Source organism: Thiohalomonas denitrificans (assembly GCF_016841685.1).
GTDB classification, from domain to species: domain Bacteria; phylum Pseudomonadota; class Gammaproteobacteria; order Thiohalomonadales; family Thiohalomonadaceae; genus Thiohalomonas; species Thiohalomonas denitrificans_A.
The window spans coordinates 43,699-59,772 of the sequence record NZ_JAENYR010000016.1; the positions used below are offsets into that span (position 1 = coordinate 43,699).

At 61.5% G+C, this 16,074-nt stretch carries 14 protein-coding genes; 7 read left to right on the forward strand and 7 right to left on the reverse strand.

All coding sequences use genetic code 11. The features are described from left to right. Positions 1-72: 72 nt before the first annotated feature. Positions 73-1,137 carry a sensor histidine kinase gene (locus Q7L05_RS05370; RefSeq protein ID WP_303903068.1) on the forward strand — a complete coding sequence of 355 codons (1,065 nt, stop codon included), beginning with the start codon at positions 73-75 and terminating at the stop codon, positions 1,135-1,137. After that, positions 1,137-1,844, forward strand: a complete 708-nt coding sequence (locus tag Q7L05_RS05375; RefSeq protein WP_303903071.1) for a LytR/AlgR family response regulator transcription factor — start codon at positions 1,137-1,139, stop codon at positions 1,842-1,844. Before Q7L05_RS05370 ends, Q7L05_RS05375 begins: the two co-directional genes overlap by 1 nt. Positions 1,845-2,178: 334 nt before the next feature. Here Q7L05_RS05375 and Q7L05_RS05380 read toward each other — a convergent pair whose 3' ends face one another. Next, the gene (locus tag Q7L05_RS05380) at positions 2,179-2,688 is read right to left on the reverse strand and encodes a thioredoxin family protein (RefSeq protein WP_303903074.1); all 510 of its coding nucleotides are present in this window, start codon (positions 2,686-2,688) and stop codon (positions 2,179-2,181) included. Between the two features lie 321 nt (positions 2,689-3,009). Here Q7L05_RS05380 and hemC point away from each other — a divergent pair, with 321 nt between their 5' ends. Genes hemC through Q7L05_RS05400 form a run of 4 tightly spaced genes read left to right on the forward strand, consistent with a single transcriptional unit; the run spans position 3,010 to position 7,203 of the window. Then, positions 3,010-3,945, forward strand: a complete 936-nt coding sequence (hemC, locus tag Q7L05_RS05385; RefSeq protein ID WP_303903076.1) for a hydroxymethylbilane synthase — start codon at positions 3,010-3,012, stop codon at positions 3,943-3,945. Then, entirely contained in the window at positions 3,932-4,696 is a 765-nt protein-coding gene (locus tag Q7L05_RS05390) for a uroporphyrinogen-III synthase (RefSeq protein ID WP_303903079.1), read from the forward strand. The genes hemC and Q7L05_RS05390 overlap by 14 nt, the downstream gene beginning before the upstream one ends. A gap of 6 nt (positions 4,697-4,702) precedes the next feature. After that, positions 4,703-5,968, forward strand: coding sequence for a uroporphyrinogen-III C-methyltransferase (locus Q7L05_RS05395; RefSeq protein WP_303903082.1), 1,266 nt, complete (start codon positions 4,703-4,705; stop codon positions 5,966-5,968). Further along, positions 5,965-7,203, forward strand: coding sequence for a heme biosynthesis HemY N-terminal domain-containing protein (locus tag Q7L05_RS05400; protein WP_303903085.1), 1,239 nt, complete (start codon positions 5,965-5,967; stop codon positions 7,201-7,203). Before Q7L05_RS05395 ends, Q7L05_RS05400 begins: the two co-directional genes overlap by 4 nt. 60 nt (positions 7,204-7,263) lie before the next feature. On the opposite strand, the gene Q7L05_RS05405 is transcribed toward Q7L05_RS05400, so the two are convergent. Continuing rightward, on the reverse strand, positions 7,264-8,262 hold the full coding sequence (locus tag Q7L05_RS05405; RefSeq protein WP_303903087.1) for a CDP-6-deoxy-delta-3,4-glucoseen reductase: 999 nt from the start codon (positions 8,260-8,262) through the stop codon (positions 7,264-7,266). Positions 8,263-8,433: 171 nt separating this feature from the next. On the opposite strand from Q7L05_RS05405, the gene Q7L05_RS05410 reads away from it, so the two are divergent. After that, on the forward strand, positions 8,434-9,315 hold the full coding sequence (locus Q7L05_RS05410) for an SDR family oxidoreductase (protein ID WP_303903089.1): 882 nt from the start codon (positions 8,434-8,436) through the stop codon (positions 9,313-9,315). Positions 9,316-9,818: 503 nt separating this feature from the next. Here Q7L05_RS05410 and Q7L05_RS05415 read toward each other — a convergent pair. The 5 genes from Q7L05_RS05415 to Q7L05_RS05435 all read right to left on the reverse strand — a co-directional run bounded on the left by Q7L05_RS05415 (position 9,819) and on the right by Q7L05_RS05435 (position 15,757). Next, positions 9,819-12,086 carry a sensor domain-containing diguanylate cyclase gene (locus Q7L05_RS05415; RefSeq protein WP_303903092.1) on the reverse strand — a complete coding sequence of 756 codons (2,268 nt, stop codon included), beginning with the start codon at positions 12,084-12,086 and terminating at the stop codon, positions 9,819-9,821. Between the two features lie 168 nt (positions 12,087-12,254). Continuing rightward, the gene (locus Q7L05_RS05420; RefSeq protein WP_303903095.1) at positions 12,255-12,866 is read right to left on the reverse strand and encodes an ABC-type transport auxiliary lipoprotein family protein; all 612 of its coding nucleotides are present in this window, start codon (positions 12,864-12,866) and stop codon (positions 12,255-12,257) included. Further along, on the reverse strand, positions 12,863-13,786 hold the full coding sequence (locus Q7L05_RS05425; protein WP_303903099.1) for an MlaD family protein: 924 nt from the start codon (positions 13,784-13,786) through the stop codon (positions 12,863-12,865). The genes Q7L05_RS05420 and Q7L05_RS05425 overlap by 4 nt, the downstream gene beginning before the upstream one ends. After that, complete coding sequence (locus Q7L05_RS05430; protein WP_303903101.1) at positions 13,771-14,541, reverse strand: ABC transporter ATP-binding protein; 771 nt, start codon at positions 14,539-14,541, stop codon at positions 13,771-13,773. Before Q7L05_RS05430 ends, Q7L05_RS05425 begins: the two co-directional genes overlap by 16 nt. Before the next feature lie 82 nt (positions 14,542-14,623). Further along, positions 14,624-15,757, reverse strand: a complete 1,134-nt coding sequence (locus tag Q7L05_RS05435; RefSeq protein ID WP_303903104.1) for an MlaE family ABC transporter permease — start codon at positions 15,755-15,757, stop codon at positions 14,624-14,626. Positions 15,758-16,074: the final 317 nt, after the last annotated feature.

Genomic DNA, 16,074 nt, shown 5'->3' on the forward strand with positions numbered 1-16,074 from the left:
TCGCCACTAGCCACTAGCTAGCCACTAGCCAGGGTTACCTGAGGACTTTGTCGTGGTTATGATGCAGTTTGAATGCAGAGACTAGCGAATATGGCGAGCGAAGCGACGGACAGCGATCAACGGGGAGGTTTCCTGCCGGACTTTTGTGCCCTGCCGATGGTGTTTGGGGTGGTGGTGCTGTCGGAGCTGTTTGCCATTGTTCTGGTACTGGCGGGCAGTCAGCCGGAACGGATATGGGATGATTTGGCGCTGAGTTCGCTGTTCATGCAGTGGGCGGGACTGTCCGGGGCGGTGCTGCTTTGTGTTTTGCGCAAGCCGCTCAGCCGTTTGGGGGATATCGGTGCGGGGACGGCAAGCTACCTGCTGTTGGTCGTGCTGGTGCTTCTGCTCAGTGAGGGGGCCTATCACCTGCTGCTGGATGGGCTGCCCGGTGAACCGGAGGGACACTTTCAGTTTGTCGCCCGCAATCTGGCCGTCGGCGCCATCGTCGCGGGGATCATCCTGCGCTATTTCTATATCCGCCATCAGTGGCGGCTGCAGGTGGAGGCGAAGTCGGAGGCGCGGCTTCAGGCGCTGCAGGCGCGCATCCGACCGCATTTCCTGTTCAATAGCCTGAATACCGCCGCCAGTCTGACCCATAAACATCCGGAGCTTGCCGAACAGGCGCTGGAGGATCTGGCTGACCTGTTCCGCGCGAGCCTGAGCGACAGTCGAACCCTGGTGCCGTTTGCGGACGAGCTGTCACTGACCCGCGCTTATCTGGCCATCGAACAGCTGCGGCTTGGCCACCGGCTCAGGATCAAATGGGATGTGGATGCCATTCCCGATCACTGGGCAATACCACCGCTGGTCCTGCAGCCGCTGGTGGAAAACGCCGTCTATCACGGGATAGAGCCCCTTGCCAGCGGCGGGACGATACGCATTAATGGCCGCCGATCCGGCCGATTTATCGATATCGAAGTGGTCAATCCGGAAATGGAAAACGGGACGCCCCGCACCGGCGGCAACCGGATGGCCATCGATAACATCCGTCAGCGTCTTGCCGGCCGCTATGGACCCGAAAGTGAGCTGGTGGTGGAGCGAAAAGGCGACGAGTACCGGGCGCGGCTGCGCATTCCGGAAAGGAGTGAGGATTGATGAAGGTGTTGATTGTAGATGATGAGGCCCCTGCACGCTCCCGGCTGCGGCGACTGCTGGAGGGACTTGATGCGGAGGTGATCGGCGAAGCGGCCGATGGTGAGGCCGCGCTCAAGGCGGCAGCCGAGGGCAGACCGGACGTTGTACTGCTCGATATCCGCATGCCGGGTGTGGATGGGTTGGATGCCGCACACCGGATGGCCGAACTCGATTCCCCGCCGGCGGTGATATTCACCACCGCCTTTGAACAGCATGCCCTGGAAGCCTTCAACCTGGAGGCGATAGATTACCTTCTGAAACCCGTCCGACGCGAGCGCCTGGAGCGGGCCTTGGCGCGGGTGGTCCAGCGCCTGCCGGGCGAAACGGAAAAACCCGACTCCCTGCGCATCCAACAAAGAGGGGGCGTACGCCTGCTGCCGCTGGCGGCCATCATCTATTTTCAGGCCGACAGCAAGTATGTGACCGTTTACTACGAGGGGGGCGGCGAGGCACTACTGGAGCAGTCCTTGAGGATCCTCGCGCAGCAATTCGGTGAGGGGCTGGTTCGCATCCACCGCAATGCACTGGTAGTACGTGAGCGATTGCTGGGCATGGAGCGGGTCGGTGGCGGTTACCGCGCGATTTTGGCAGGCACTGCCGAACGGCCCGAAATCAGCCGGCGACACGCCAGCGAGGTGAAGGCGCTGCTGGAGGCTGTATCCATTTGAATTCCCGGTTTATTCACACCCGCCGACGTAGCACCGAACGGGGCAAAGTCAAGCTGAACCTGGTTAGGTGCAACCTCTCTCGTGAACGTTTAAGTGTCTGATTTATAATGCCATATTCCGAATGGTTAAAAATTACCCAATCTAAATCGAAGCGCGAGGTGGTGCGGCGTTGAAGCACATTTCCTCAAACCATCCACAAAGTTATCCACAGCTTTTGTGGACAACCGGGAAAAGCGCGCAGAGGCAGGGACTTAGGACCTCAAGCGAGAAATCACGTAAAGAGTTTATGGTAACTCGGCCTACGGCAAACCAGCGCGGGGACTCAGTCCAGATTTTAATCCGGAAACTCGATGGCGGCGGCGCGGACGGTTTTCTCCCGGAGCTGATCAAGCGCGGTCTTGATGCGGCGATCGATGTAGTCACCATAAAAATCGGGCGTGGTCAGGCCGACCATGTTTTCCGCCAGCTGCCGTCCATCGCTATCCACATAGACCAGGGTCGGCGTTACCCGCACCTCATAACGCCCGGCGAAATCAGAAACGGAAACGGAAGTACCGTCAAAGTCGGTAATGCGGCGAAGGTTCTCCAGATCGACACGGCGAATGATCACCTTTTCCGTGTAATCGCCGCTAATCAGCATCGGCTCGAGGAAATCCTCCTCAACGCGCGTGCAGTAATAGCAATGCTCCGCATAGAACATCATCAGCAGCGGGACGTTACGCTCCCGCGCCAGTTTCCCCTCAGCCTGCAGATCACTGGTGACCGGAACGGTTACTCCGGCAAATATCGGCATCGCGGCCATCAAAGCGGTAAGCAGCAGTGCCCGCGATAGCAGTCCCTTCATCTCCATCCCCTCCTCCAGGGTGGTCTACACGGTTCAGGATAGACGGCCGGACACAAGCCGGGCAACAGGCATTCGGGCGACTGCGTACCTGGAAGCGAGGGCAAGAGGGTGCGTTTACCCTGGGCGTTCGACATAGTTTGAAGCAAGTCCTTGATACCCCCCGGCTGTGGAGAGATCCTTGTCCGCTCGACGACACGCAGACCATGGCTCGCCTGTACTCGGGCAGATAATCGGGCGTTAGCCCCCTCAGGCCGGGACCGTGTATGATTGGACGATACCATTTTCGCGGCCCTGTGCCGCCATCAATTGCCACGAAGCCTAATGTCCAGAACGATTCGTATTGCAACCCGCAAAAGCCAGCTTGCCCTGTGGCAGGCGGAATTCGTCGCCAGTGCCCTCAAGCACGCCCACCCGGATCTCGAGGTGGAGCTCGTCACCATGGAGTCCAAGGGCGACAAGATCCTCGATGTGCCGCTCGCCAAGGTCGGGGGCAAGGGGCTGTTCATCAAGGAGCTGGAGGACGGCATCCTGCGCGGTGATGCCGACATCGCCGTGCATTCGATGAAAGACGTACCGGTGGAGGAGGAGATCCCCGAGGGACTTCACGTACCGGTGGTCTGCATCCGGGAGGACCCCCGCGATGCCTTCGTCTCCAACCATCATGACGGTTTCGAGACACTGCCCGAAGGTGCCATTGTGGGCACATCGAGCCTGCGCCGGCAGTCGCAGATCATGGCGCTTCGCCCGGATCTGCAGGTGAAATTCCTGCGCGGCAACGTCAATACCCGACTGGCCAAACTGGACAATGGTGACTATGACGCCATCATTCTGGCGGCCGCGGGACTGAAACGCCTCCGGTTCGAAGACCGTATCACCCAGCTGCTGGATACCAGCGTCAGTCTGCCTGCGGTCGGACAGGGGGCGGTGGGCATCGAATGCCGCAGCGATGATCCTGCGATGAATGAACTGATTGCTGTCCTCGATCACCGGGAAACCCATATCCGGGTGACCGCCGAGCGTGCCATGAGCCGCCGGCTTGAGGGGGGTTGCCAAGTGCCGCTGGCGGGCTACGCCGAGCTGGAACACGGCGTGATCGTCCTGCGCGGACTGGTCGCCCGTCCCGACGGTAGCGAAGTGGTGCGGGGCAGCATCAGCGGCCGTCCGGAGGATGCCGAGGAGTTGGGCAGGGTGCTCGCCGAAGACCTGCTCTCCCGCGGCGCCGGTGAAATCCTCAAAGAGGTCTATGCAGAAGGGTGAGTTGAAAGGGTTGCGGGTGCTGGTAACGCGCCCGGCTCATCAGGCGGAGAACCTTTGCCGTCTGATTGCGGCAGCCGGGGGCGAGCCGGTCGCCTATCCGACCCTGGCGATTACCGCTCCCCGTGACCCGGAGGCGGCGCGGCAGGCATTGGCTCGGGTTTCGACCTACGACATCGTTGTTTTTATCAGCCCCAATGCGGCCACCTTCGCCTTCGAACTGCTGAAAAAACCTCTTCCGCAAGGGCCTACCGTAGCGACCGTAGGCAAGGGCACCGCGGCGCAACTGGAACGACTCGGCCGAGTAGCGGACCTGATAGCGGAGGGCGGCGACAGCGAGGCCCTGCTCGCCATGCCGCAACTGGATGATGTGAGCGGTTGCCGAGTCTTGATCATCAGAGGTGAACAGGGTCGCGAACGGCTCGCCGACGGGCTCCGCAGGCGCGGTGCCGCCGTGGACTATGCCAACGTCTATCGGCGCTCGATGCCCGAAACGATGCCGGACATCGACCCGACAGCGGTCGATGTGGTAACCGCCACCAGTTTCGAGGCGCTGGCCAATCTGGAGCGACTGATTGGGATCGAACGGAACGAAACACTGCATGTACTGCCTCTGGCCGTTTTCCATCCGCGCATTGCCGAAAAGGCGCGTGATTCCGGTTTCCGCGGCCCCCTTGTGGTGGCCCGGGAACCGGGTGACGAAGCCCTGGTGGCTGCTATTGCAGCCTGGGCGCAAACCAACCTCCAGGATTAAGACCCGATGAGTGAAAAGAGCGGGCAGGACCAAACCGAACAAAAAGCGCCGACCAAACGACCCGACCGCAAACGACCCGGTACCCGGCAGGAAGCGAAAGCTTCCGGTAAGTCGGCACCGAAGCGAAGCGGACCCGGTGCCAGACAGGACGCGAGCCCTTCCGACCAACCGAAGCCAAAACGGGGCGGAGGCGGTGCTCTTTTTCTGGCATTGCTGGCGCTGCTTGTGGCCATCGGAGCCGGGGCAGGTAACTGGTACCTCTGGCAGCAACAGCAAGACACTACCGCTCGGGTGGTGGCCACCAACAGCGACTTGCACGATTCCATCTCCGAACTGGAGGCAGGCATCGACCGTCGTATTCGGCAGCAGTCCAAGGAGATCACCGAGGCCGCACGCAAGGGCGATCTGCAACTCGAAGCCCGCACCCGCGAGCTTCAGCAGGCCATCGTCGAGGTGCGCTCCCGTCTGGGCCAGGATCGTACCGGCTGGACCGTGTCCGAAGTCGAACACCTGCTGCGCATTGCCAACCACCGACTGCGCCTGGCACGTGATGTGCAGGGCGCAGAGGTAGCGCTCAGAGAGGCGGAGCAACGGCTAATCGCCTTGGGGGACCCCGCTTTCCTGCCGGTGCGAGAGGCGATCTCCAAAGAGATGCAGGCACTACGCAATATCGGCGGTGCCGATTGGAAGAATGCGGCGATCCGGCTGACCGGTCTTATCGACACGGTGGACGCTCTGCCTGTTGCGGGTCCCTATCAGACCGAACAGCGGGGCACGTCAGGGATCGAAGAGCCGCCCCGGGCGCCTGAAAACGTCTCGAACTGGAAAGAGTTCCTGGAAGCCGTGTGGAGGGATATCCGCTCGTTGGTGGCCATCCGCCAGCACGAAGAAGCCGGTGCCCCGATTCCACTGCTTGCTCCGCAAGAGCGCTATTTCCTGCACCAGAACCTGCGACTGAAACTGGAAACCGCGCGCTTGGCACTAGTCGAGGGTAATCCGAAAATCTACCGATCAAGCCTGGCCGAGGCGGGAGAGTGGCTGAACCGCTACTTTGCCGGAGAAGCCGCCGCTACGCGCGGGGCACTGGAGACCCTGAAAGAGGTGCAAGGCATCGAGGTCAGCCCCGAACTGCCGGAAATCAGCGAATCGCTGCGAGTCTTGAAGCGCGTCCGAGCGCACCTGACCGAAGAAAAGCGAGAGACCGCTTCCGAACAGACGCCTGCCACGACCCCGGAGTCCGAGCCCAATGAACGGGAGGAGGCTACGCCATGAAGTTCCTCCTGATAGCGCTGCTGGTTCTGGTAGGCGTGGTGGGACTGGCACTCCTGGTCCAGGAGGACTCCGGTTATGTCTTGCTCTCCTGGGGTGAATGGACCGTCGAATCCAGTCTCAGCCTGCTGTTGATCGTCATCACTCTGACTTTCGTCGCGCTTCACTTGTTGGTGCGGCTGCTCGTCAACGGTTGGCGGATTCCCGGGCGTATGGCCCATTGGCGCCGGGAGCAGAGGCTGCGAAAGGCCCGTCGCAGTACGCAGCGCGGCCTGCTGGCCCTCGCCGAATGCGACTGGAAGCGTGGGGAACGTTATCTGATCCGCAATGGCGCCGACAGCGAAATCCCGCTGATCAATTACCTCGGCGCGGCGCGCGCGGCACAGAAGCAGGGTGCCGACGAACGCAGGGACAGGTACCTGGCCCAGGCCCATCAGAGCATGCCGGAAGCTGAGCTGGCGGTGGGGTTCACGCAGGCCGAGGTCCAACTCTCCCATGGACAGACCGAGCACGCCCTGGCGACGCTCATGCACTTGCGTTCCATCGCACCCAAGCACGGTTATGTGCTCAACCTGCTGCGTCGCCTTTACGAACAGCTGGGGAGCTGGAAGGATCTGCTGGAACTGCTTCCGGAACTGCGCCGGCAGAAAGTACTGGAGCCCGAGGCGATAGACACCCTGGAGCGCAAGGCCCATGCGAAGCTTCTGCGCCGGCCGGGCCAGAGCGCCTCTTCGCTGCGGGAGATCTGGGAGCGGGTGCCCCGCGGACAACGAAATGGTGAACTGCTGCGTCTCTATGTGGAGGAACTGCTTCGGGTCGGCGAAAACCAGGATGCGGAGAAGCTGCTGGTTGGCGGCATTCGCCAGATCTGGGATCCGGAGCTGGTTCGGCTCTACGGGTTGGTTCAGTCAGACGATCCGGGTCGGCAGCTCTCGGTCGCCGAGTCCTGGCTTGCGGATCACGACCGTCAACCCGACCTCCTCCTTAGCCTCGGCCGTATCGCCGTCCGCGCCGATCTTTGGGGCAAGGCGCGCGCCTACCTGGAGGCGAGCCTCGGCGCCGCCCCCCGGGCAGAGACCTATTGCGAGCTGGGACATCTGCTGGCGCGACTCGGCGAGGGAGAGAAATCCCGGGAATGCTTCCGAAAAGGGCTCGAACAAGCCACCGGCAGCGCCTGCGCCGCCTCCTCGGGAGGGGAAAAACTGCCTGTGCCGAACCTGGCGAAAGCTACCGGCTGACTTCCCGGTCCCCTTCCCTTCACCCTTTCCGAGAGAGGGCCGGGGTAACGGGATATCCGATCAGTCCTTGGCCCATTCAAAGGCATCGCCAAAGCAGTGATCGGCCTGCAGTCCCTTCTCCCCCAAACTATCTCGTGCGGTGTAGACCATATCGGGATGGCCACAGGCATACATTTCGAAGCCGCTCAGGTCGTCGAAGTCGGCGGCGGCAGCGTTCTGCACATAGCCGGTGCGCCCTTTCCAATCGTCACCGGGGCGCGAAAGGACGGGCCGGTAATGGACATTCTCGTGCTCGGCATCCCAGCGCCTGGCCAGCTCGTCGAGGTAGAGTTCATCGATCGATCGCGCGCCCCAGTAGAGATAGATGGGCCGGGTGCAGCCCTCGGCCAGGGCGTGTTCGATAATTCCCTTCACCGGGCCGAAACCGGTACCCGTGACAAGCATCAAAATGGGGCGATCCGAATCTTCGCGCAGGAAAAAGCTGCCGTGCGGGCCCTCGATACGGATGATGTCGCCCTCCTTCATCTCGGAGAAGGCGCGTTCGGTGAAACGACCGCCCTCGACATGGCGGATGTGGAACTCCAGCAGGTCATCCTGGTGTGGTGCATTGGCGAGGGAGAAGGAGCGCTTCCGACCATCCTCCATAATGAACTGCACATATTGACCGGCGAGAAATTGCATGCGGCTCTCTTCCGGGAGCTTCAGCCATAAGCGCATGACTTCGCCAATCCGCTCCAGGCGGCTGACCTTTGCCGGGTATTGCTTGACCGGTATCTCTTCTGAAGCGGCAATTTCATGCACCTCGACCGCCACATCACCTTCCGGCTTGGCGATGCAGAACAGCGCATAGCCCTCTTCCTGCTCTTCACCGGTAATGGCCATCGGCTCATCGTCATATCGGACTTCGCCCCGCCTCACTTTGCCCTTGCAGGCCCCGCAGGCACCGTTACGGCAACCGTAGGGAAAGGCATATCCGCTACGCAGCGCCGCATCAAGAATGCTCTCATCATCTTCGGTGTTGAAGGCGTGGCCGCTCGGTTGAACTTCGACTCTACTCATGGGTGGTCCTTTGATCGCATTCAGTCAGCAAAACTAACCCGAATGTTCACCCAAGGGCGCCACGAACACAAAGATAATGACTATTATCGGAGGCCGTGGCGCCGGAGGCGCTGAACAATTCGGGTTAAAATAGTCAGGTATTAGACTAGTTTGCCACATTCGGGTGCTGTTTTGGATAGAGTCTTTATTATCGGTTTTGGCGATGTCGGGCGCCGCGTGGCCGCAACGTATCGAAGTTCAGGCACTGTCGTCAGTGGCCTGACCCGTCATCCGGAGTCGGCCGACAGCGATCGGGCGGGGGTTCGAATGGTGCTTGGCGACCTGGATCGAGCCGCTACGCTGGAGGAACTGCCGACCGCCGGTTCGCTGGTGTACTACTTCGCACCGCCACCGCCCGAGGGAATTAGTGACCCGCGCATGGCGGCCTTCCTTGAAGCAGCTTCGCAAGCCCCTCCGATGCGCGTGGTCTACATCAGCACCAGCGGCATCTATGGCGATCGTGCCGGCGCCCGGGTGGATGAAACGGCCGAACCGCATCCCGAAACCGATCGAGCACGACGCCGTCTGGATGCCGAAAACCGGCTACGGGGCTGGGGCCGGCAACAGCAGGTCCCGGTGGTGATCCTGCGGGTAGGCGGGATCTATGGCCCGAGGCGGCTACCGGTTACGCGGCTGCGCAAGAGGTTGCCGGTGTTGCGGGAATCGGAATGTGGTTACACCAGCCGTATCCACGTGGAAGATCTGGTCGCCGCCTGCCGCGCCGCCGCCGAACGTGGCCAGGCGGATACCATCTACAACGTTAGCGATGGACACCCCGGTACCATGACCGGCTACTTCAAGGCAGTGGCGACAAGGCTGGGTCTGCCGGCGCCTCCCGAAGTGTCGATGGCCGAAGCGGAAGACCGGCTCAGTGCGGCGATGCTCTCCTATCTGACCGAATCGCGCCGCCTGGACAACCGTCGCTTGACGGAAGAGCTGGGCGTCAGACTGCGCTACCCCGACCTGGAGAGCGGGCTGGCAGCCATCGACCCCGCCCGGGAACTGGCCTCCTGAAGGTCGGCCTTCAGGCCATCACGATACTCAATGCCGGACCATGACATTGCGGAAACAGTTGACAGCCAAACTATCGATAATTAGACTCATTCTTAATCCTGATGCGTCGGCTCGGGATTTAAGAGCAGCCGGCGGATTATGGGGACGACCGTGGTACGGCGGTCCGTCCCGGGGACTGAAAACCGTCCCTGTACGGTGCACCACTTGCTGAGTACTACCCCCTTTACGGCAGCTCACCCGCTGCCGTTTTTTTTTGCCTTCGAAACATCGCCCGGAACCGTAACACGGAGCACCGACCGCGCCCGGCTGCTCACCCCCGGATCACTCCAGTCTGACTGTCGTGCCGGCCTGAAGTCCGACCTGCAGGGGCCAATTCCCGGCCGGGCAGGATCACTGCACACCGGGGAGGGCCCATGGGAAGTCCGGGAGTGGGTAGGGAAGTATGCACTTTCCATCCTGTTTTCCCGTGAATGTCGTTTGGAAGAAACGCAGTAGCGTACCGCTCAACCCGAGTGGACGCAGTTGCGGCCCGCGTGCTTGGCGGCATAGAGAGCGTCGTCCCCCCGTTTCAGCAGGGCATCGGCGCCTTCGCGGGGTTGATACTCGGCGATTCCGAAGCTGGCCGTGATGGACCCGACCGGTGGGAACGGCGCCCGCTCCAGTTCGGCCCGCAGTTTCTCTGCCAGGGTCCTGCCACTATCGAGCTGCGTTTCGGGGGTAAGGATGACGAATTCCTCGCCACCCCAGCGCGCAAGGACGTCGGCCGAGCGCACTGCGTTTTGCAGGCATGAGGCAACATGCTTGAGGGCCCGGTCGCCCACTTCGTGGCCGTGAGTATCGTTGACCGACTTGAAATGGTCGATGTCCAGCAGTATCAGCGTCACTGGACACTCATAGCGGTCTGCGCGGTCCAGCTCGCGCTCCAGGTGTTCCGTGAAGCGGTGCCGGTTGAACAGCCCGGTGAGGAAATCGTGACAGGCACGGCGCTCCAGCTCTGCCTCCAGCGATTTGCGGTCGCTGATGTCCATTCCCACACCGACGATGGCGGCCCGTGTGTGCTCGGGCTCGTCTATCGGCATGGCATTGATGATGTAAGGAATCTCCCGTCCCGTAGCGGTCTGCAGTTTTACCTCAATGGAAACCCCCGCGGCCCTGGCGGCGGTGAACGTCTCAACAAAGGCCTCGAAGTCGCTCTCGGCCGCCAGGTCGGTCAACCGCATCTGTGCCAGGGTCTCGGAGGTGTACCCCAGTTCCCGCTCGAGATTGATATTCCAACGCAGCAGCCGCCCCGAGAAATCCAGAAGAAAAAAGACTTCCGGAAGGCTGTTGATCACCGCATTGGCAAACTGTTTTTCCCGCACCGCGATCTGCCCGGCTGCGGTTTCCGCCTCCTTTCGATCGCTGATGTCGCGGCAGATGGTAGCGAGAAAAGCGGGTTCCCCCCGCTCATCCCGCGGAGCCAGAATCACCTGGGAAACCGGCAGGTCGCGGCTTTGGGTACGGATAACGCCTTCGGACTGCCAGATACCGTCCCGCAACGCCGTCGGGATACCTTCCTGCCGGATCCGTTCAGAGGCCTCACCGGAAAAAAGGCTGCAGGAGGCGCTGTTGCTAATGCCGCAGCGATCCAGAAGCGCCCGCGCCGTACTGTTGAAATAGCTGGGGGCAGCGTCGACATCACCGATACAGACGTAGTCGGGACTGGCCTCGACCACGGCCGCCAAGCGCTGACGCTCCTGATCGGCGTATTCGCGCTCGATGATACCCGCCAACGTATCGGAAACGGCACGGACAAAGGCCGCTTCGGCATCGTTTTGCACATGGCCGGCGGAAACATAGAGGTTGAGGACGCCGAGCACGCCTTTGCTGGAGAGGATTGGCTGGCAATAATGGCCATGATCGACGATGCCATCGAGACAAGCCGGGGGATCGTCACCCAGCTGCGGGCGGAAAACAGCGGCACCCTGCGCTGCGGCCTGGCCGCAATGGCAGTGCCCGAACGGAATACTGCCACATAGACGCTGCTGCTGGGGGTTCAGGTGACGCTGTATCACCAGGCGCAGCTCCCTGCCCCTGGTCAGAAAAATGGCTCCCCCCTTTTCGAACCGGAGCCAGGAGACCTCGAACAGGATATCCAGAACCTTGTCCAGCTTTTCGATCAGGGAGACCGGACGCAGGCCCAGGCTCAGAATCCGGCTGAGGGCCTCCTGTGCCTCTTTTTCCTTGCGCAGCGCCCTCTCCGCATTCTGGTGATTCTTTTCCAGGCGAAGGAAGTAGATGCCCGCCGACAGCTTGTCCGCGAGCTCACCGAGCGCTTCGGCTTCCTGTTGATCGAAGGTATCAGTCCGGGAGGCATGGATGACGAGAGCGCCGTAGATCTCTTTGTTCCAGCGCAAGGGCAGGGAGATGCAGGCGTGATAATCTCCGGATTCAGCTTCGTCGCGCCAGGGTGCGAAGGATTCGCTATCGAGGGTACTGCGGACAATGACTGTTTTGCCGGTGCGGATCGCGGTACTTGTGGGGCCGGCTCCCCTGAGCGAAGAGCCCCGCCCGGCGCACACCTCATCCAGATAGCCGGCTTCATATCCTGCGTACGCCATCGCTTGCAGGAGCTGAACCGTCCCGTCCTCGCCAGGGTAGGCAACCCATGCGAAAAGGTATGCGCTCTGACGTACCGTGACATCGCATATGCCCTGGAGCAAATCCGCCTCGCAGCGGGCCGAAGTCAGTACTCCAGTCGCAGCACGGACTGTTGCCAGTGCCCGATTCATCCGGGATCCCACTCCCCTGCTATCTCCATCCACAATCCTTTATCCGCCTGTTCCTTATGACCTGCTCCGGTTTTCTCCCAGCCCGGGGTGCAGGAACGAGTATAGCGTGAATCAGTTCACATTCCGGCAATTCACCCGGATTAATCGGTTCGTGTGGGCCGGAAGCCGTTAATCCGCCTTCTGCGTGCGCTCCAGCCCCGTCCATGAGAGCTGGACGACCTCGGGCAGCAGACGCTCCAGGGCACGGTTGGCAGCCACGACTCCACCATACGCATTATCCGTCGGCGCCGGTTCGAAGGTCCGCAATGTACGGGTGACAATGATCTCTCTACTGGCCATATCGATGACGACGGCGCGTAGCGCGATTTCGAGCCGACTGATGTCGCCGCTGAAGTCGTGGATCAGATAAAGCAGCCGCGTCTGCAAACGCCGATCGGCCCGCAGCCGTTGAGAACCGTCCACGACCGCACTGAACACACCCCCACCCTCCAGTGCCTCGACCAACAGCGACTGCAGCATTTTCGGTGGCGGTGCGGCCCATTCGTTGAACGCAAAATAAGCCAGTTCGAAAGGCTGTTCCCGATACGCTATGCCCGTGCTGGCAAATCCGGGATTGGCAACCGGTGTTGCCACCTCGATCACCGGACCATCGGCCTCCAGTGAGTGCGCTCCAGACTCTACCGTTAGCGTGTAGGTCATGGTGGGTGGAGTGCGAGTCGGCACACTGCAGCCGGTCAGCAGCAGGGCGAGGAGCATGGGTATGGTGGCGTGGCGGGTCATGGTCTCTCTCCGGGCCCGGGCGTACGCTCCCGACCGAACAGCAGCATGTTGGGACTCCGTTCGAGTCGCTCAGTGAAGCTGCTCAGGGTCTCGGTGAAAGACGAAAGGTCTCCCAACAGGCGTTCGGCACGGGGAGCGAGGTCGGCCTGCAGACTGTCGGTAGTTTCGCCGACCCCCGAGGCAGCCTGATCGATAGTCTGCATGGCCTGCCGGGCACCATCCATTGCCCGTCGGGTTTCGGCCAGCAGGGATGGTAGAGCCTGGTTCGCGCGCGCCGTGAACTGCTCCGCATGAGAGAGCGTTCGCCCCAGGGTTCGGCTCTGTTCCGCGAGCTGGCCCGTCACGGTATTCAGGTTGGAGAGCGTACGGTCGACCGCCTGAAGATTGTCGTCACTGAGCAGCGCGGCCGTTCGCTCGGTGATTCCCGCCAGATGGGACGAAGCGATATTGAGCTGCTTCATCAGCTCCGGCAGAAGCTCCTCGAGGCTCGCAGTCAGCGAGGCCCGGGTGGGGATCACCGGATAGGGAAGGTCATCGGGAGTGCGGGCAAGCGACGGACTCCGGGGACTGCCTCCGGTCAGGTTGACGAACTTCAATCCGGTTACGTAACTCTGGTATTCGATCAGGGCGCGGGTATCCTCCTTCACGGGCGTGCCCTGTACGACCTCCAGTAGCAGCCGCACCCGCTGCGGGTCCTGCGGGTCCAGGCTGATGTCCGCCACCCGACCTACACTGACGCCGTGATAGCTGACCGGTGCGCCGACGTTCAGCCCGTCGACCGACTCTGAGGTAAAGGCAAGATAGCGGCGCATCTCCGGCTGAATGCCGCCCGCTGCAAACCACAGGGTGGAGATGACAATGCCGCCGCCCAGCAAGATGACAAACAGTCCCACCAGTGCATAGTTCACCCGGGGTTCCATGCGGCCTCCCTGGCGCCACGACCCCGGTTACCCTGGAAATAGGCCTTAACCAGGGGGTGCCCGCTCCCACTTATCTGCTTCATGGTCCCGCCTGCCAGAATCCGCCGCTCCCCCAGGAAGATGGCCCGATCCGCAGCCCGCCAGAGCGTATCCAGATCGTGGGTAATCATCACCACGGTAAGACCCAGGGAGTCGCGGAGCTGTAAAATGAGGTCGTCCAATGCATCGGCGCTTGCCGGATCCAGTCCGGCCGTCGGTTCATCGAGAAACAGCAGTTCCGGATCCAGTGCCAGGGCACGGGCCAGGGCCGCTCGCTTCAGCATACCGCCACTCAACTGGGCCGGAAGCTTACGTCCGTTCTCCGATGCCAGGCCCACCAGGGCAAGCTTCAGACAGCCGAGTTCGTGGCGAAGCCCGGGCGACAGCGTGGTATGTTCGATGATGGGAGTCTCCACGTTCTGTTGAACAGTCAGGCTGCTGAACAGGGCGCCATGCTGAAACAGAACCCCGGTTCGTTGTCGCAGACCGTTTTTTTCTACCTGCCGCGGCGTTTCACCGAAGACCTTGATGGTCCCGGCAGTCGGTTCCTGCAGCAGCAGGGCCTCCCGCAGCAGCACCGTCTTGCCCGAGCCGCTGCCACCCACAATGGCGAAGATTTCCCCCCGCCGGACCTCGAAGTTGAGATCTTCGTGGATACATTCGCGACCAAAGCAGGTATGCAGATTGCGCACCTCCAGGATGTTTTCGTTCATCATCGCAAAAACCGGCCGACGTGGTGGCGGGAGACCCGTAACATCCGTTTCTTCGCGTTCCCTGCCTGCTTGCGGTAAACCGTCACTATATTCCGAACCAGCTGAAAAGCACCGAGAACGCCGCATCGGCGACGATTACCAGAAAGATAGACTGAACAACGCTGAGAGTGGTCTGGCGGCCGACACTGTCGGCCGCTCCGGTGACCCGAAAACCCTGAAAACAGCCTACAGCGGCGATGATCATCGCGAACACTGGCGCCTTGATGAGGCCCAGCACAAAAGAGGCCATGGAAATGGCCTCGGGGATGCGATCGAGAAACGATTGAAAGCTGATATCGAGCAGCGACTTGGCCATCAGCATGGCGCCGAAAATCCCGGTCACGTCGGCCAGCAGCGTCAGCAGCGGCAGAGTGATCATGAGCCCCAGAATCCGCGGCAGCACCAGCAAATCGAACGGGGGAATGCCAATCGTGCGTAGCGCATCCAGCTCCTCGGTGACCTTCATGGTGCCGATTTCGGCGGTGTAGGCAGCACCCGTGCGTCCCGCAACAATAACCGCAGTCATCAAGGAGGCCAGCTCCCGGAAAATGGTGAGTGCAGTGAGGTCGACGATATAGATATTGGCGCCATAGATCCGCAGCTGCACGCTGCCCTGGTAGGCCAGCGTGACCCCCAGAAGAAAAGACAACAGGGCCACGATCGGCACCGCACGGACACCCGCTTCCTCCACTTCCGTCAGGATGAGCGGCAGGCGCAGGCGCCATGGTCGAATCAGGTGATTAAAGAGGACGGAGGCGGACTCCCCAATGAAAGCAAGCAGTGCGTTGGCCACGTTCAGATGGTCGTGGCTGGCCCGGCCGACCTGCTCCAGCATGCCCTGACGTCTCGGCGGCTCCACCGGGCGGATGTCGGATTGCCGGGACTGCACCAGTTCGAACAGTGTCCGCCGATGCCCCTCCAGGTTTTCGAGCCGCCACTCCCTTTGCTGACTTTCCAGCACCCCGATCAACTTTCCCAACAGCCAGGCGCCGGCGGTATCCAGCGCCCGCAATTCGCCGGCATCGATAGTCACCGCCCGGCCCGGCCACCAGCCGGGCGAAGGCATTGGTTCATCGAGGGAACCAATGGCGGTGGTTATCCAGTAACCAGTCAGGCGCACGCGCGGGTAATCTGCCTCAAAAACCAGCCCGGCACTCTTTGGCGGTAATCGTGCGGTCATGGACCGGCCCGGCTATTCAATGCAGGCGCCGAACTGGTAACCACGGGGTACGCGGGGACCACGGGGTAAAACGGGTTGTCCGGGTTCTTTCTCCCCCTTGTGCTCCGTGTGCTCCGTGGTTCGGAATTCAAGCGGTGACCGTTGAGTTCTTCATGAGCAACCTCCTGGAGACCTGCCCCGCCGCTTTCATTGCGAGCCGTACCCGCCGCTACGCGGCCCCGAATCGGTGACGAACATTCAGCCGTCATTGCGAGGAGCCCCGGCGACGCGGCAATCTGGGGTTTTGGGAGCAGGAGATTACTTCGTCGCCGGGGCTC

Excerpts from the sequence above, each read along its gene's own strand:
- Q7L05_RS05395 (WP_303903082.1), top strand. The coding sequence starts at position 4,703 with ATGAGTGAAAAGAGCGGGCAGGACCAAACCGAACAAAAAGCGCCGACC.
- hemC (WP_303903076.1), top strand. The coding sequence starts at position 3,010 with ATGTCCAGAACGATTCGTATTGCAACCCGCAAAAGCCAGCTTGCCCTG.
- Q7L05_RS05405 (WP_303903087.1), bottom strand. The coding sequence starts at position 8,262 with ATGAGTAGAGTCGAAGTTCAACCGAGCGGCCACGCCTTCAACACCGAA.
- Q7L05_RS05400 (WP_303903085.1), top strand. The coding sequence starts at position 5,965 with ATGAAGTTCCTCCTGATAGCGCTGCTGGTTCTGGTAGGCGTGGTGGGA.
- Q7L05_RS05375 (WP_303903071.1), top strand. The coding sequence starts at position 1,137 with ATGAAGGTGTTGATTGTAGATGATGAGGCCCCTGCACGCTCCCGGCTG.
- Q7L05_RS05425 (WP_303903099.1), bottom strand. The coding sequence starts at position 13,786 with ATGGAACCCCGGGTGAACTATGCACTGGTGGGACTGTTTGTCATCTTG.
- Q7L05_RS05415 (WP_303903092.1), bottom strand. The coding sequence starts at position 12,086 with ATGAATCGGGCACTGGCAACAGTCCGTGCTGCGACTGGAGTACTGACT.
- Q7L05_RS05420 (WP_303903095.1), bottom strand. The coding sequence starts at position 12,866 with ATGACCCGCCACGCCACCATACCCATGCTCCTCGCCCTGCTGCTGACC.
- Q7L05_RS05390 (WP_303903079.1), top strand. The coding sequence starts at position 3,932 with ATGCAGAAGGGTGAGTTGAAAGGGTTGCGGGTGCTGGTAACGCGCCCG.
- Q7L05_RS05430 (WP_303903101.1), bottom strand. The coding sequence starts at position 14,541 with ATGATGAACGAAAACATCCTGGAGGTGCGCAATCTGCATACCTGCTTT.
- Q7L05_RS05370 (WP_303903068.1), top strand. The coding sequence starts at position 73 with ATGCAGAGACTAGCGAATATGGCGAGCGAAGCGACGGACAGCGATCAA.
- Q7L05_RS05380 (WP_303903074.1), bottom strand. The coding sequence starts at position 2,688 with ATGAAGGGACTGCTATCGCGGGCACTGCTGCTTACCGCTTTGATGGCC.
- Q7L05_RS05435 (WP_303903104.1), bottom strand. The coding sequence starts at position 15,757 with ATGACCGCACGATTACCGCCAAAGAGTGCCGGGCTGGTTTTTGAGGCA.